Here is a 15,063-nt window from a genome sequence, read left to right as displayed (position 1 = left end):
CGCCGGTGTGTCCGGGGTCAGCCCTCGCCGAGGCGGGGTCTGGGGGCCAGGTCGGGGTCCAGGCTGCTCAGCGCGGTGACGACGTCGGCCAGCGCGTCGGCCAGGACCACCGGCTGGCGGTGGTCGCGGGGGCCGTCGGGGTGCGCGGCGCCGGTGCGCTCGTGGTCGTCGGGTCGGTGGTGGGGAAGCCGCCGGGGATCGAGGGTGACGGACATGTGGTTTCGGGCGCGGTGTCGAGGGGGCGCCCTTCTCCTTCCGGTGTGTTCGACGTCCTCGTGTCCGGCCGGACCATGACCCCGGGTGACCGGGATGGTGTCGGCTTTACCAGGGATAGCAGGTTCGGATGACATTCTGCGGATACGGAGCGTGCCTGTGGATGAACGGAGGTGGACCCGGGGGGCACCCGCGGGGAATAGAGGGGGTGTGATCCTCGTTCGGGCATGATAGTTTCTCAGGAAACTACTTCCAGGAAAGCTAGTTGGGGAGCGGGCCATGCAGTTCGGAATCTTCTCGGTCGGCGATGTGACCACCGACCCCACCACCGGACGGACACCGACCGAGCACGAGCGCATCAAGGCCATGATCGAGATCGCGCTCAAGGCCGAGGAGGTCGGACTGGACGTCTTCGCGACCGGCGAGCACCACAACCCGCCGTTCGTGCCGTCCTCGCCGACCACGATGCTCGGGTACATCGCCGCCAAGACGGACCGGATCGTCCTGTCCACCGCGACCACCCTCATCACCACCAACGACCCGGTGAAGATCGCCGAGGACTACGCGTTCCTCCAGCACGTCGCCGACGGCCGGGTGGACCTGATGATGGGCCGCGGCAACACCGGGCCCGTCTACCCCTGGTTCGGCTACGACATCCGCGAGGGCATCCCCATGGCCCTGGAGCACTACAACCTGCTTCACCGCCTCTGGCGCGAGGACGTCGTCAACTGGGAGGGCAAGTTCCGCACCCCGCTCCAGGGGTTCACCGCCACCCCGCGCCCGCTCGACGGCGTCCCGCCGTTCGTGTGGCACGGTTCCATCCGCAGCCCGGAGATCGCCGAGCAGGCCGCCTACTACGGCGACGGCTTCTTCCACAACAACATCTTCTGGCCGGCCACCCACACCAAGAAGCTCATCGCCCTCTACCGCCGCCGCTACGAGCACTACGGCCACGGCAAGGCCGACCAGGCGATCGTCGGCCTGGGCGGGCAGGTGTTCATGCGCAAGAACTCCCAGGACGCGGTCAAGGAGTTCCGGCCCTACTTCGACCACGCGCCCGTCTACGGGGGCGGCCCCTCCCTGGAGGAGTTCACCCGCGAGACGCCGCTGACCGTCGGCAGCCCGCAGCAGGTCATCGACCGCACCCTGACCTTCCGCGAGATGTTCGGCGACTACCAGCGCCAGCTCTTCCTCATGGACCACGCGGGGCTGCCGCTCAAGACCGTCCTCGAACAGCTCGACCTGCTGGGCGAGGAGGTCGTGCCGGTGCTGCGCAAGGAGTTCGCGGCCAACCGGCCCGCCCACGTCCCCGACGCGCCCACCCACGCCTCGCTGCTCGCCGAAAAGCGGGCCCGGGACAACGCAGAGAACACGGAGGTCCGGGCATGACCGTCCGCCGCATCGTCACCGTCTCGGCGGGGCTGAGCACCCCGTCGTCCTCCCGGCTGCTCGCCGACCGGCTCACCGCCGCCACCGAGCGCGCCCTGGGGGACCGCGGGATCCAGGCGCGGGTGCGCACGGTGGAACTGCGCGAGCTCGCCCACGACGTCATGAACGCCATGGTCACCCAGGTGCCCACCAACGACCTGCCGGGCGTGCTGGCCGACGTGGCCGACGCCGACGGGATCATCGCGGTGACCCCGGTGTTCAACGCCTCCTACAGCGGCCTGTTCAAGTCGTTCTTCGACGTGATCGAACCGGGCGTGCTGGACTCGCTCCCGGTGCTCATCGGCGCCACCGGCGGCAGCCCGCGCCACTCGCTGGTGCTGGAGCACGCCATGCGGCCCATGTTCTCCTACGCCCGCGCGCTGGTCGTCCCGACCGGTGTGTACGCGGCCTCGGAGGACTGGGGCGCGGGCAACGAGGGCGCCCGCGAGCTCAACGAGCGCATCGAGCGGGCGGGCCGCCAGCTCGCCCTGCTGGCCGCCGACCACGAGCCGCGCGAGGAGGACCCCTACGACGAGCCGGTCGCCTTCGCCGACCTGATGTCCGGCCTGGGCACCTGACCCGCCCTCCCCGCCCGGCCCCGGTACCCCGTACCGGGGCCGCCGCGCGTCCCCCGGGCGAGGGTTTCCGAACGGTGTTAGGTAAGGTGGCGCGCATGGATTCCGTGCGCATCTACAACGAGGTCCAGGAGCGACTGATCGCCCTGGCCGGCGGGCTCGACGCCGCCGCCCTGGACACCACCGTCCCCGCCTGCCCCGACTGGACCGTCCGCCAGACCTACGCCCACCTGGCCGGGCTGTGCGTGGACGTGGTCGCCGGAACCGTCACCCCGCCCGCCTCCGACGAGGTCACCGCGCGGCAGGTCACCGAGCGGGCCGGCCACGGCATCGGCGCGGTCTGCGAGGAGTGGCGCGCGGGCACCCCCGCCCTGCTGGACCTGCTGGGGACCCGGACCCGGCTGCGCTACCGCCTGCCGGTGGTGGACGTGTGGACCCACGAGAACGACATCCACGGCGCTCTGGGCCTGGACCCGGTCACCGAGCACGCCGACACCCTGCTCGACTTCGCCCTCACCGGCGTCGGCCGCGCCTGGCCCGAGCAGGCGCCCGGCCTGACCGTCACCGCCACCGACACCGACCGGTCCTGGACCCTGGGCACCGGCGCCGACCTGCACTGGCGGGGCACCGCCTTCGAGCTCTACCGCGCCCTCATGGGGCGGCGCACGCCCGGGCAGATCGCCGCCATGGACTGGACCGGCGACCCCGCGCCGATCCTGCCCGCCCTGTCCCTGCTGCCCGCCACCCGCGAGCCGCTCACCGTCTGACGTCACGGCGCCCCGGGCCCGGGGCGCCGTCCGGGTGTCAGGGCCGGTAGGGGACGCGGTCGACCGCGCTCACCTCGCCCAGGGTGGACCACTCGTTGCGGCCCAGGCGCGCCAGCGGCCGCAGCCGCTCCACCTCGGGCAGGCCGTCCTCGCCCAGCATGCCGGTGTCCACCGCCACGTGCACCACCCTGCCGAACACCACCGTGGAGGTGCCGAACCCCACCGTCGAGTGCAGCCTGCACTCCAGCGCCGCCGGGGAGGCCGCCACCCGGGGCGGCCGCACCGCCGCGCTCTCCTCGCGCTCGATCCCCAGCGCCTCGAACTCGTCCACCTGCGGCGGGTAGGCGGTCCCGGAGGCGTTGACCTCCTTCCACAGCGGCTCGGCGGCCAGGTTGACCACGAACTCGCCGGTGGCCTCGATGTTGCGCAGGGAGTCCTTGCGGCCGGTGGAGGTGAACTGCACGATCGCCGGATCGGTGCAGGCGATGGTGAAGAACGAGTGCGGCGCCAGGTTGTCCACGCCGTCGGCGGAGGTGGTGGAGACCCACGCGATCGGCCGCGGCACCACCACCGCGGTCATCATCCGGTAGAAGGCCCGGCCGGGCAGGTCCTGGGGAGTCAGTTCAGTGCGCATCGCCACCGATTATCCACTGGGTTGTCCACAGGGCGCATCCGGCCGGTGAGGGCGGCCGGGGCAGGGGGCATACCGGGGTCATGGAACTGGTCTCAGCAGACGACATCCGCGCCGCGGCCGCCCGCCTCCAGGGTTCGGTCGTGCGCACCCCCCTCACCGCCGGGCCGCCCCAGGGCCCGCCCTTCCTCGTCAAACCCGAGAGCCTGCAGCCCACCGGCGCCTTCAAGCTGCGCGGCGCCACCAACGCCGTCGCCCTGCTCAACCCCACCCAGCGCGCCAGTGGCGTCATCACCCACTCCTCCGGCAACCACGGCCAGGCCCTGGCCTACGCCGCCGCCCGGCTCGGCGTCCCCTGCACGGTGGTCGTCCCCGACAACGCCCCCAAGGTCAAGGTGGACCGGATGCGGGACCGCGGCGCCCGGGTGGTCCTGGTGCCGCCGGAGCGGCGCGTCGAGGTCGCCGAGGAGATCTCGCGCGCCGAACTGCTGGCCCTGGTCCCGCCGTTCGACGACCCCACCGTCATCGCCGGCCAGGGCACGGTGGGCCTGGAGATCCTGGAGCAGTCGCCGGAGGTGACCACGATCGTCGTCCCGGTCGGCGGGGGCGGGCTGGCCTCGGGGGTGGCCACGGCGGCCTGGACCGTCCACCCGCGCCGGGTGCGGGTGATCGGGGTCGAACCCGAGCTGGCCGCCGACGCCGCCGAGAGCCTGGAGCGGGGCCGCCGGGTCGCCTGGGAGCCCGAGCGCACCCACCGCACCATGGCCGACGGGGTGCGGGTGTGCCTGTCCGACCTCACCTTCGAGCACCTGCGCCACCGGCTGGACCGGATCGTCACCGTGACCGAGGACGAGATCGCCCGGGCGGTCGCCCACCTGGCCCTGGGGGCGCGGGTGGTGGCCGAACCCAGCGGGGCGCTGGCCGCGGCGGCGATCCTGGCCGGGCGGGTGCCCACCGAGCCAGGGCGGCCGGAGGCCACGGTCGCGGTGGTCTCCGGCGGCAACGTCGACCCGGACCTGTTCTCCCGGATCATCGCCGAGCACCGCTGAGCCGGGAGGGACGGAGGGAGGCACGAGAGAAAGGAGGTGCGGGGAGGGGATTGCCGCGCCCGCGAGATCTCAGTAGGTTAGCCTAACCTAATAAGATCGGCGTGGGAGGTTCCACGGTGCACGAGGCGGCCCTGGAAGGCGTGTCGGAGACCACCCTGTGGACGCTGCGCAACCGCGCGGTCGAGGCGGCCCGGCCCGCCCCGGTCCTGCACGACCCCTGGGCGGTGCGCCTGTACCTGCGCATCCCCTACGACTACGACAAGTTCGGCCGGCCGAGCCAGGCGCACTCGCTGCGCGCCCTGGCCGTCGACCGCGCCCTCACCCACTACCTGCGCGAGCACCCGCGCGCCACCGTCGTCAGCCTGGGGGAGGGGTTGCAGACCGGATTCCAACGGCTGCCCGAGCCGCGCCCCACCTGGCTGTCGGTGGACCTGCCGCCGGTCATCGCCCTGCGCGAGCGCCTGCTGCCCGACGACCCGCGCGTCGTCCACCTGCCGCTGTCCGCCCTGGACCGCGCCTGGATGGACCGCGTGGACCCCGCCGACGGCGTGTTCGTCATCGCCGAGGGCCTGTTCATGTACCTGGACGAGGGCCAAGTCGTCGACCTCATCGCCGACTGCGCCCGCCGCTTCCCCGGCGGGCGGATGATCTTCGACTCCATCCCGCCCTGGTTCCGCGACCGGACCCTGCGCGGGATGCGGCTGAGCGACCGCTACACCGCCCCGCCCATGCCGTTCTCCCTCACCGTGCCCCAGGCGCTGGCCCTGCCCGACCACATCCCCGGCCTGGCCCGCGCCCGCGACGTCGCCCTCCCGCCCGGGCGCGGGGCGGTGTGGGGGAACCCGCTGTTCCTGGGCCTGATGGACACGCGCCCCCTGCGCGACCACCGTCCCTGCATCACCCTGCTCGACTTCGCCCGCCCCTGAACCCTCGTCGGACACTGAACCCCCGCCCGCCCCTGAACCCCCGCGTGACAGTGCACCCCCGCCCGACACCGAACCACCGCACACCAACCGACGCGCCCCGCGCCCACCACGAGGAGACCCGCCCATGGCGGAGACGTTCACCGGACCGTCCGCGACCCTGGCCTACGCCCGCCACGGCCGTCCGGGAGGGTTCCCGGTCCTGGTCCACCACGGCCTCATCGGCTCGACCGGGGTCGACCCGGACTGGGCCGCCCTGGCCGAAGAGCGGGACCTGGAGCTCATCGCCGTCGCCCGTCCCGGCTACGGGCGCTCCGCCCCCGTCCCGATGGCGCGGATCGCCGAGTGGGCCGACCTCGCCGCACCCCTCCTGGACCACCTCGGGATGGGGGAGTACACCGTCCTGGGGATCTCCGCGGGCGCGCCGTACGCCTACTGCCTGGCGGCCCGGCACGGCGGCCGGGTGCGCGGCGCCGCCATCGCGAGCGGGCTGGGGCACCTGTGCGACCCGCACCTGGTGGCGCTGTACCCGCCCGCCTCGCGCGAGGCGTTCGCGCACTTCCGGAGCGCGTCGCAGGAGGAGGCCGCCGACTACTGGCGCGTGTCGCTGGAGTCCTCGCGGGCCGCGCTGCCCGAGGGCCACCGCTGGGCCGGGGCGCTCGACGACTCCCTGGCCCACGGTGCCGCGGGGCCCGGGCGCGAGGCGCGGCTCCAGCAGGAGCCCTGGGGTTTCGACCTGGGCGGGATCTCCTGCCCGGTGCGCCTGTGGCACGCCCCGGCCGACACGATGGCGCCCTACGAGGTCGCCGAGCGCACGGCCCGGCTCATCCCGGGCGCGGTCCTGCTCGACCAGGCCGACCCCGACCACGTCCCCAGCCCGGAGACGGCCCGGGCCGCCCTGGACTTCCTGGCCGCCCGCGGGCGGTGAGCCGGGGTCAGGCGGCGGTGCCGGAGCGCTCCCGGTCGGCGGCCTCACGGCGGGACCGCTCCTCGCGGTCCTCGCGGCGGCGCAGCGCCATGTCGGCGAGGGCCGCCGTGCCGAAGGCCAGGACGACCCCGGTGATCAGCAGCAGGGTCCACAGGGCGGTGCCGAAGGAGTCGGGGTCGGTCAACGGGGCCTCCAGGGGGTGCGGAGCGGAACGCCGGTCCCATAACCGTAATAGGTGTTAACTTTCGAACCCAGTGTTCGCGGGGGTGAACTGCGTCATACAGCGCTCATGCGGACAAAGCGAAGGGCCCGGGACCCAACGGCCCCGAGCCCCGAGCAGGCGAGAGAAGCTAGAGGATGGACCCCGGCGCGTACGCCGCCGCCTCCGGGTGCAGCGTCACGATCGCGTCGATCCGCCCCACCACCGCGCCGACCTGGTCGGCCGCCGCGCCCGTGAACGTGATCCGGTCCGCCAGCAGTGCCTCCAGCGCCGTCCGGTCCAGCGGGAACCGCTCGTCCCCGCCCAGCCGCTCCAGCAGCCGGTTGCCCACCCCGTCCTGGCGCATCGCCAGCGCCGAGCCCACGGCGTGCTCCTTGATCAGCTCGTGCGCCGTCTCCCGGCCCACGCCCTCGCGCACCGCGGCCATCAGCATCTTGGTGGTCGCCAGGAACGGCAGGTACCGGTCCAGCTCCGCCGAGATCACCGCGGGGAAGGCGCCGAACTCGTCCAGCACCGTCAGCATCGTCTCGACCAGGCCGTCGAAGGCGAAGAACGCGTCCGGCAGCGCCACCCGGCGCACCACCGAGCACGACACGTCGCCCTCGTTCCACTGGTCGCCGGCCAGCTCGCCGACCATCGACGCGTACCCGCGCAGGATCACCGTCAGCCCGTTGACCCGCTCGCACGAGCGCGTGTTCATCTTGTGCGGCATCGCGGAGGAGCCCACCTGGCCCTCGGCGAAGCCCTCGGTGACCAGCTCGTGCCCGGCCATCAGCCGGATCGTCTTGGCCAGCGACGACGGGCCCGCCGCCAGCTGCACCAGCGCCGTCAGCACCTCGAAGTCCAGCGACCGCGGGTACACCTGGCCCACGCTGGTGAACCGGTGAGCGAACCCCAGGTGGGCGGCCACCTCGTCCTCCAGCTGCGCCAGCGCCGCCCGGTCCCCGCCCAGCAGGTCGAGCATGTCCTGGGCGGTGCCCACCGGGCCCTTGATGCCGCGCAGCGGGTAGCGGGTGATCAGCTCCTCCAGCCGGCCGAACGCCACCAGCACCTCGTCGGCGATCGACGCGAACCGTTTGCCCAGCGTGGTGGCCTGCGCCGCCACGTTGTGCGACCGGCCGGCCATCACCGCCGTCTCGTACTCGGCGGCCAGGCGGCCCAGCCGCGCCAGCAGCGCCACCGTGCGGTCGCGCACCAGCAGCAGGCTGTCGCGCACCTGGAGCTGCTCGACGTTCTCGGTGAGGTCGCGCGAGGTCATGCCCTTGTGCACGTGCTCGTGCCCGGCCAGGGCGTTGAACTCCTCGATCCGCGCCTTGACGTCGTGGCGGGTGACCCGCTCGCGGGCGGCGATGGACTCCAGGTCCACCTGCTCCAGGACCTTCTCGTAGTCGGCCACCACGCCGTCGGGGACGTCCACGCCCAGACGCGCCTGCGCCCGCAGGACGGCCAGCCACAGCCGCCGCTCGGCGACCACCTTGTACTCCGGGGACCACAGCCGGGTCAGCTCCGCCGAGGCGTACCGGGCGGCCAGGACATCGGGGATAACGGGTTTCGCGCTCACGTTCGTCCACCCTACCGTCCTGAGCAGGCACGCCCGCGCCCAGGAGCCCCCTGAGCCCTGGGCCGCGGACCCCGGGCCCCGGGACGCGCGGGTGCCGCGGCGGCGCGGCAACGGTAGGGCCGGCCCTACCCCCGACCCGGTGGCCGGGCGGATTCCCCGGGACGCCCCGGACTTCCTACCGTGGGGACATGACCACAGGCACCGTACGGCAGCGCCCCCCGGGCGCACCCGCCGACCTCCTCCGGGCGATGGCCCGCCCGAGTTTCCCCGTCTCCCGCTGGTCGCTGCGGGCGATCGCCCACACCGCCACCACGGTGGTGACCGGCATCATCGTCATGGCCGTCGCCGTCCCGCTGTACGGGCCCTGGCTGGTGGTCGCCATCGCACTGATCGACGTGCCCGCCGATTCGGCCGACCGGATGTTCCTCCTGGTCGCCGGGATCCTGAGCGGCCTGTCCATGGTCGTCTTCTTCGGCCCGCTGGTCGCCCTGCCACTGGGCGCCGTGGAGCGCCGCCGGCTCCGCCTGGTCTCCCCCGGCTCCGCCGACAGCGGCCACCGCACGCCCCCGCCCGGGCTGTGGGGCTGGATCAGGACCCGCTACACCGAGGCCGCCACCTGGCGCGAGGTCGCCTACCTGTTCCTGCTCATGATCATCGCCTTCTCGCTCCTGATGGTGATGACCACGCTGGTGGGCTTCGCCCTGGTCCTGCTGATGGGCCCGTTCCTGGTCGAGGACGCCCCCGGCTCCCAGATCAGCCTGGGCTTCGTCACCGCCACCACCGTCGAGGAGGCGCTGCCCCTCACCCTGCTGTCCCCGGTCGCGCTCCTGGCCGCCGTCTACCTGTCCGGCATCACCTCCTACGGGCACGGCGTCCTGGCCCGATCCCTGCTGGTCGGCCCGCCCAAGGAGGAGCTGCGCGCCGAGCTCACCGAGGTCACCCACTCCCGGGCCCGCCTCGTCGACGCCTTCGAGTACGAGCGCCGCCGCATCGAACGCGACCTGCACGACGGCGCCCAGCAGCGCCTGGTGGCCCTGAACATGGACCTGGGCATGGCCCGGCTGGACGTCGATGAGGACTCCGAGGCCGACCGCCGCCTGGCCGCCGCCCAGCACAAGGCCGACGAGCTCATCACCGAGCTGCGCGAACTCGTCCGCGGCATCCACCCGCGCGTCCTCACCGACCGCGGTCTGCCCGCCGCCCTGGGCGAACTCGCCGACCACTCGCCCGTCCCCGTCACCGTCCAGGCGGACCTGCCCCGCAGGCTCCCCTCCCACGTGGAGGGCACCGCCTACTTCGTGGTCGCCGAGGCGCTCACCAACGTCTACAAGCACACCGAGGCCAACGCCGCCACCGTGCACGCCCACCTGGTGCCCGCCGCCCACGGCGACGCCCTGGTGGTGGAGATCACCGACTACGGGCCCGGCGGCGCCGACCCGGCCCGCGGCAGCGGCCTGACCGGGATGCGCGACCGCGTCGCCGTCATGGGCGGCACAATGGACCTGTCCAGCCCTCAGGGGGGTCCGACCCGCATCCGAGTGGAGCTGCCGTGCACGATCGACCGGACGGATCCGAGGTGACGCCCGTCCCCACCGTGCTCGCCGAGGACGGCGTGCTGCTGCGGGAGGGCCTGGTGGGCGTCCTGGAACGCTTCGGGTTCCCCGTGGTGGCCGCCGTCGGCGACGGCGACGCCCTGGTCGAGGCCGTGGACGAGCACAAGCCCGGCCTGGTCGTCACCGACATCCGCATGCCCCCGGACTTCACCGACGAGGGGCTGCGCGCCGCCGTCGAGCTGCGCCGCCGCAACGCCGACCTGGCGGTGGTGGCGCTCAGCCAGTACGTCGAGCTCAGCTACGCCTCCGACCTGCTCGACTCCGGGCAGGGCCGCGGCGTGGGCTACCTGCTCAAGCAGCGGGTGGGAGACGTGCGCGAGTTCGCGTCGGTGCTGCGCCGGGTGGTGGAGGGCGCCACGTTCGTCGACCCCGAGGTGGTCCGCCAGCTGCTGCGCCGCCGCTCCGACCCGCTGGAACGCCTCACCCCGCGCGAGCGCGAGGTGCTGGCGCTGATGGCCGAGGGGCACTCCAACGGGGCGATCGCCCGCCGCCTGGTGGTGAGCGACGCCGCCGTCGGCAAGCACGTGGGCAACATCCTCGCCAAGCTCGACCTGCCGCCCGACGAGGACGTGCACCGCCGCGTCCAGGCCGTCCTGGCCTACCTGCGCGGCAACTGACCGGTCCACCTGTGCGGCAGCCGACCAGTCCGCCCGCTCGGCACCCGACCGGCCTACCTGCGCGGCACCCGGCCGGTCCGGCGGATCCCCGCCGGGCCGGTCGGCCGTCGCAGGTCCCGGCGGTCAGTCGTCCATGGTCCAGTCGACGAGGACGGCGGACTCGTCGCCGACCACCCACGCGTCGTGGCCGGGCGGGATGTGCGCCACCTGCCCCGCCCGCACCTGGTGCTCGCTGTCGTCGGGCATCCGCCAGCACATCGTCCCCGACACCATCAGGCAGGTGTGGGAGAGCATGCACAGGTCGGTCCCGGCCTCCGCGCGCATCTGCTCCGACCAGCGCCACCCCGGCCGCAGGGTCACCCGGGTGACGTTGTGGCCGCCGACCTGCACGGTCTCGGCGTTGCCGAGGTCGAACGCCTGCGCCGCGTCGGGCATGTCGAAGTCGCCCACCGTCATCCGGCCGGGCTCCTCCTCGTCCCAGGCCTGCACGGTGGCCTGGTGCACGATCCGGCCGTCGCTCAGGTCGAGCATGGTCATGCCCATGACCACGCTGCCGTCGGGGTAGGTACAGCGCTCGGTGTAGGACGCGTGCTCCCCGTCGGTGACGACCTGGAGCACCTCGTGGGTCATCTCGCGCGAGCACACCTCGCGCATCATCGGGGCGAAGGCCTCCCGGCCGTGCAGCACCGCCGGGGTGCTGGGCGGCGTGCGCCGGTCGAACGTCTCGACGTCGGCGTTCTCGTCGAACATCGCGATCAGCGTCTCGGCGTCCGCCTCTTCGATGGCCCGCCGATAGGTATCGGCGTCGAAGGGGATCGTGTTCTGGGCGGACATGTGCCCACTCCTTTCGAGGAAGGTGGAGGGACCGCATCCGGTGGGGCCCGGGGCGGCCCACCCGTCCAGAGTGCGCCCGATCCTGGTCCGCTCCGCGCCAAGGGACGGCCGCATCTCGGCAAACCTTGCCGCGGCGCGGGTCGGGGCAGGTCGGGCCCGGTCCGGGCAGGGCGCCCGAAGGGGCCGCGTGGCCGGACGTATCGTGGTCCCACAGGCGGCCACGGGCTTCGGGTCCGGGCGCGAAACCCCCGCGCAGTCCTGGAGGAGAGCCGATGAGACCGACCGTCGCCGCGCCCGAGAGCGTCACCTGGGCGGTCCACCTGGACCGCGCCATGTGGGTGGCGGGGGTGCGCGCCCTCATGCTGCAGGCCCTGCACCCGGTGGCGATGCAGGGCGTGTGGCAGCGGTCGGACTTCCGCAGCGACCCCACCGGGCGGCTGCTGCGCACCGCCCACTTCGTCGCCGTCACCACCTACGGCTCCCTGGAGGAGGCCGACCGCCTGGGCGCGCACATCCGCCGGGTGCACCGGGCGCTGTCGTTCACCGACCCCGCCACCGGCCGCCGCCACCGCGTGGACGAGCACGACCTGCTGGTGTGGGTGCACTGCGCCGAGGTGACCTCCTACCTGGAGACCGCGGTGCGCGCCGGGGTGCCCCTCACCCCCGCCGAACTCGACCGCTACTTCGACGAGCAGTCCGTCACCGCCACCTACGTGGGCCTGTCCCGCGACGACGTCCCCCGTTCGGTCGCGGACATGCGCCGCTACCTGGCCAGGGTCCGGCCCGCGCTGCGCGTCACCCCCGAGGCCCGCCAGGCGGTCCGGTTCCTGCTGTGGCCGACGGTGCCCGAGCACCTGTCCGCGCTGGCCCCGCTGCGCCCCCTGTGGTTCCCGGTGGGCGCCCTGTCCTACGCCACCCTGCCCGCCTGGGCGCGCCGCGAGTACGGGGTCCTGCCCGAGGTCCCGGGCCAGGAGGCCGCCGCCACCGCGGCCCTGCGCACGCTGCGCGCCGGGCTCAACCGGGTCCCCGAGCGCTACTACAACCTCATCTTCGACGAGGCGACCGTGCGCAGCGCCGAGGAGTCGCGCGAGCGCCTGCTGGCCGCCGGGTACCGGGTGGAGAACGGGTTCCGCGCGCTGCGTTCGCTCACCCGCTTCCGCGCCCCCGACCCCGCCCCCGACGGTGCCGCCTCCGACGGCTCCGGTCCCGACGGCGTCGTCCCCTCCCCGCGGGTCCCTGCCGACTCCTGAGCCGCACCGGCAGGGGTGACCTTCGCCGCGTGGCGGGCGGCGCGACCGGTCGGTACCATTCCCGGCGGGGCGTCCACGGGCGCCCTTTCGCACGGGGAGGGGAACACCGATGGCACAGGCGCGGACCGACGGGGCCGCCGGGGCGACGGCCGGACCGGCCGGGGCCGGCGGCGTGCACATGCTCACCGTCCGCCACGACGACCCCCGGGTGCGGGGGCTGCTCGACGGCCTGCTGGAGGAGTACACCGAGCGTTACGGCGCCGAGGGCGCCGCGAGCGAGCTGTCCCGGTACCCGATCTCGGAGTTCGCCGCGCCCCACGGCCGGGTCGTGCTCGCCGAACTGGACGGGACGGGGGAGATCGTCGCCGGAGGCGCGCTGCGCCCCTACGCCCCCGGCCCCCACGACCCGCAGGGCGGCGCCCGCCCCGACACCGCCGAGTTCAAGCGCATCTGGACCTCCGCCCGCCACCGGCGGCGCGGCCTGGGCCGCATGGTCATGACCGCCCTGGAGGACGCCGCCCGCGCCCTGGGCTACCGCGACGTCATCCTGTTCACCGGCCCCAACCAGCCCGAGGCGGTCGCCCTGTACGAGCGCATCGGCTACCGGTGGGTGGACCCCGCCACCGTCGCCGACCTGCCCTACCCCCGGGCCATTCCTTTCGCGCACACGCTCTGACCACGCCGATCCCGTTTCGACACCCGCCCCCACCTGCGCCGTTGGCGGTCACGAGGGCATAACGAGGCGTGTGCGCGCGTTATGGGGTTCGCTATGTCCGCGCGACGGCCGCGGCACCTCCCGCCGCCGTACGATGGGCGCCGACGCCGCCACCAGCGGCTCGCCCGGCCGCCGACCCCGCAGCGGCCGCCCCGCTTCATGACCCGCAATGACGCACGACGAGGAGAGTCACGACGTGAGCGAGCAGCAGCGCCCCGGAACCGACACGGGCACCTTCGTGTTCACGCCACGCAAGAACGGCCAGGAACAGTCGGTCTCCGACGAGCTCGCCGCGTGGATGACCACCGGGTGGGCCGACACCGAGCGCCGCGACCTGGAGCCCATCGAGCAGGCCGAGCACACCGCCCGCCGCCGCGCCGCCCTCAGCGCCGCCTTCCCCGGTGAGCGGATCGTCATCCCCGCCGGGCAGATGCTCACCCGCTCCAACGACACCGAGTACCCCTTCCGCGCCGCCAGCGACTACGCCTACCTCACCGGCGACACCTCCGACGGCGGCTGCCTGGTCCTCACCCCGCGCGCCGACGGCGGCCACGACGCCGTCCTCTACCTCAAGCCGCGCTCCGACCGCGAGAACGGCGAGTTCTGGCTCGGCCACTACGGCGAGCTGTGGACCGGCCGCCGCAACAGCCTCACCGAGGCCTCCGGCCTGTTCGGCGTGCCCACCGCCGACGTCACCACGCTCACCGCCGTCCTGGCCGCCACCGACACCGCCGTGCGCATCGTCCGCGGCCACGACGCCGAACTCGACGCCGTCATCGACCAGGTGCGCGCCGACGCCGACGAGGAGGCCCGCGCCAAGTCCGCCGCCCTGGACGAGGAGGTCCGCACCGTCCTGGCCGAGCACCGCCTGGTCAAGGACGAGTGGGAGATCGCCCAGCTGCAGCTGGCCGTGGACGCCACCGTCCGCGGCTTCGAGGACGTCGCCAAGGCCCTGCCGCAGGCCAAGGACACCTCCGAGCGGTTCATCGAGGGCACGTTCTTCCTGCGCGCCCGCGTGGAGGGCAACGACGTCGGCTACGGCACCATCGCCGCCTCCGGCGCCCACGCCACCACCCTGCACTGGACCCGCAACGACGGCCCCGTTCGCGAGGGCGACCTGCTGCTGCTCGACGCCGGTGTGGAGACCACCGGCCTGTACACCGCCGACGTCACCCGCACCATGCCGGTCTCGGGCACCTTCACCGACGTCCAGCGCAAGGTGTACGACCTGGTGTACGCCGCCCAGGAGGCCGGGATCGCGGCCGTGGCGCCCGGTGCCCCGTTCATCGCCTTCCACCGGGCCGCCCAGCGCGCGCTGGCCGAGGGCCTGATCGAGTGGGGCCTGCTGGAGGGCCCGGTGGACCGCGTCCTGGAGCTGGGCCTCCAGCGCCGCTACACCCTGCACGGCACCGGCCACATGCTCGGCCTGGACGTGCACGACTGCGCGACCTCCCGCCAGGAGGCCCACCTGTACGGGGACCTCAAGCCCGGCATGGTCCTCACCGTCGAGCCCGGCCTGTACTTCCAGGCCGACGACCTGACGGTGCCCGAGGAGCTGCGCGGCATCGGCGTGCGCATCGAGGACGACATCCTGGTCACCGAGGACGGGCGCACCGTCCTGTCGGCGGCCCTGCCGCGCACCTCCGCCGAGGTCGAGGCCTGGCTGGCCGAGCGCCTGCCGCGCGCGTAGACGTCCGCCCGCCCCGCGCCGCCCGTGCCGTCCCCCGGCACGGGCGGCC

The 15,063-nt window shown here is 73.8% G+C and carries 16 protein-coding genes; 11 read left to right on the top strand and 5 right to left on the bottom strand.

The window, feature by feature from the left end:
- Positions 1–17 precede the first annotated feature (17 nt).
- Positions 18–215: a hypothetical protein gene (locus ACJOT3_RS03165; RefSeq protein WP_406968538.1), complete on the bottom strand. Its 198-nt coding sequence runs from the start codon at positions 213–215 to the stop codon at positions 18–20.
- 277 nt (positions 216–492) lie between these two features.
- Here ACJOT3_RS03165 and ACJOT3_RS03160 point away from each other — a divergent pair, with 277 nt between their 5' ends.
- From ACJOT3_RS03160 to ACJOT3_RS03150, 3 genes are all read left to right on the top strand, one after another.
- The gene (locus tag ACJOT3_RS03160; protein ID WP_406968536.1) at positions 493–1,602 is read left to right on the top strand and encodes an LLM class flavin-dependent oxidoreductase; all 1,110 of its coding nucleotides are present in this window, start codon (positions 493–495) and stop codon (positions 1,600–1,602) included.
- A complete protein-coding gene (locus ACJOT3_RS03155) occupies positions 1,599–2,219 on the top strand; it encodes an FMN reductase (protein WP_406968534.1) in 621 nt (206 codons plus the stop codon). Before ACJOT3_RS03160 ends, ACJOT3_RS03155 begins: the two co-directional genes overlap by 4 nt.
- A 95-nt stretch (positions 2,220–2,314) precedes the next feature.
- Positions 2,315–2,983 (top strand): maleylpyruvate isomerase family mycothiol-dependent enzyme, encoded by a 669-nt coding sequence (locus ACJOT3_RS03150; RefSeq protein WP_406968532.1) that lies wholly within the window; start codon positions 2,315–2,317, stop codon positions 2,981–2,983.
- 37 nt (positions 2,984–3,020) lie between these two features.
- Here ACJOT3_RS03150 and ACJOT3_RS03145 read toward each other — a convergent pair whose 3' ends face one another.
- Positions 3,021–3,617: a flavin reductase family protein gene (locus ACJOT3_RS03145; protein ID WP_406968530.1), complete on the bottom strand. Its 597-nt coding sequence runs from the start codon at positions 3,615–3,617 to the stop codon at positions 3,021–3,023.
- Between the two features lie 80 nt (positions 3,618–3,697).
- Between ACJOT3_RS03145 and ACJOT3_RS03140 the strand changes: the two genes are divergently transcribed.
- The 3 genes from ACJOT3_RS03140 (at position 3,698) to ACJOT3_RS03130 (ending at position 6,514) form a co-directional block, all read left to right on the top strand.
- Entirely contained in the window at positions 3,698–4,663 is a 966-nt protein-coding gene (locus tag ACJOT3_RS03140) for a threonine ammonia-lyase (RefSeq protein WP_406968528.1), read from the top strand.
- 101 nt (positions 4,664–4,764) lie between these two features.
- Positions 4,765–5,589, top strand: a complete 825-nt coding sequence (locus tag ACJOT3_RS03135) for a class I SAM-dependent methyltransferase (RefSeq protein ID WP_406968526.1) — start codon at positions 4,765–4,767, stop codon at positions 5,587–5,589.
- Positions 5,590–5,713: 124 nt separating this feature from the next.
- Positions 5,714–6,514: an alpha/beta fold hydrolase gene (locus tag ACJOT3_RS03130; RefSeq protein ID WP_406968524.1), complete on the top strand. Its 801-nt coding sequence runs from the start codon at positions 5,714–5,716 to the stop codon at positions 6,512–6,514.
- Positions 6,515–6,521: 7 nt separating this feature from the next.
- Here the strand turns inward: ACJOT3_RS03130 and ACJOT3_RS03125 are convergent, their stop codons facing one another.
- Both ACJOT3_RS03125 and purB read right to left on the bottom strand, forming a co-directional pair.
- Positions 6,522–6,698: a hypothetical protein gene (locus tag ACJOT3_RS03125; RefSeq protein WP_406968522.1), complete on the bottom strand. Its 177-nt coding sequence runs from the start codon at positions 6,696–6,698 to the stop codon at positions 6,522–6,524.
- 166 nt (positions 6,699–6,864) lie between these two features.
- A complete protein-coding gene (gene purB / locus ACJOT3_RS03120) occupies positions 6,865–8,295 on the bottom strand; it encodes an adenylosuccinate lyase (RefSeq protein WP_406968520.1) in 1,431 nt (476 codons plus the stop codon).
- 188 nt (positions 8,296–8,483) lie between these two features.
- Here purB and ACJOT3_RS03115 point away from each other — a divergent pair, with 188 nt between their 5' ends.
- Positions 8,484–9,875 (top strand): sensor histidine kinase, encoded by a 1,392-nt coding sequence (locus tag ACJOT3_RS03115; RefSeq protein WP_406968518.1) that lies wholly within the window; start codon positions 8,484–8,486, stop codon positions 9,873–9,875.
- Complete coding sequence (locus ACJOT3_RS03110) at positions 9,845–10,525, top strand: response regulator (protein WP_406968516.1); 681 nt, start codon at positions 9,845–9,847, stop codon at positions 10,523–10,525. The genes ACJOT3_RS03115 and ACJOT3_RS03110 overlap by 31 nt, the downstream gene beginning before the upstream one ends.
- A 123-nt stretch (positions 10,526–10,648) precedes the next feature.
- On the opposite strand, the gene ACJOT3_RS03105 is transcribed toward ACJOT3_RS03110, so the two are convergent.
- The gene (locus ACJOT3_RS03105) at positions 10,649–11,359 is read right to left on the bottom strand and encodes a nuclear transport factor 2 family protein (RefSeq protein WP_406968514.1); all 711 of its coding nucleotides are present in this window, start codon (positions 11,357–11,359) and stop codon (positions 10,649–10,651) included.
- A gap of 272 nt (positions 11,360–11,631) precedes the next feature.
- On the opposite strand from ACJOT3_RS03105, the gene ACJOT3_RS03100 reads away from it, so the two are divergent.
- From ACJOT3_RS03100 to ACJOT3_RS03090, 3 genes are all read left to right on the top strand, one after another.
- Positions 11,632–12,609 (top strand): oxygenase MpaB family protein, encoded by a 978-nt coding sequence (locus ACJOT3_RS03100; protein WP_406968512.1) that lies wholly within the window; start codon positions 11,632–11,634, stop codon positions 12,607–12,609.
- Between the two features lie 109 nt (positions 12,610–12,718).
- Positions 12,719–13,285, top strand: coding sequence for a GNAT family N-acetyltransferase (locus tag ACJOT3_RS03095; protein WP_406968510.1), 567 nt, complete (start codon positions 12,719–12,721; stop codon positions 13,283–13,285).
- Positions 13,286–13,520: 235 nt separating this feature from the next.
- The gene (locus tag ACJOT3_RS03090) at positions 13,521–15,014 is read left to right on the top strand and encodes an aminopeptidase P family protein (protein WP_406968508.1); all 1,494 of its coding nucleotides are present in this window, start codon (positions 13,521–13,523) and stop codon (positions 15,012–15,014) included.
- Positions 15,015–15,063: the final 49 nt, after the last annotated feature.

Source organism: Nocardiopsis protaetiae (genome assembly GCF_045446735.1).
In the GTDB taxonomy this organism is placed as follows: Bacteria; Actinomycetota; Actinomycetes; order Streptosporangiales; family Streptosporangiaceae; genus Nocardiopsis; species Nocardiopsis protaetiae.
This window is presented reverse-complemented; position numbering and strand designations above follow the sequence as displayed.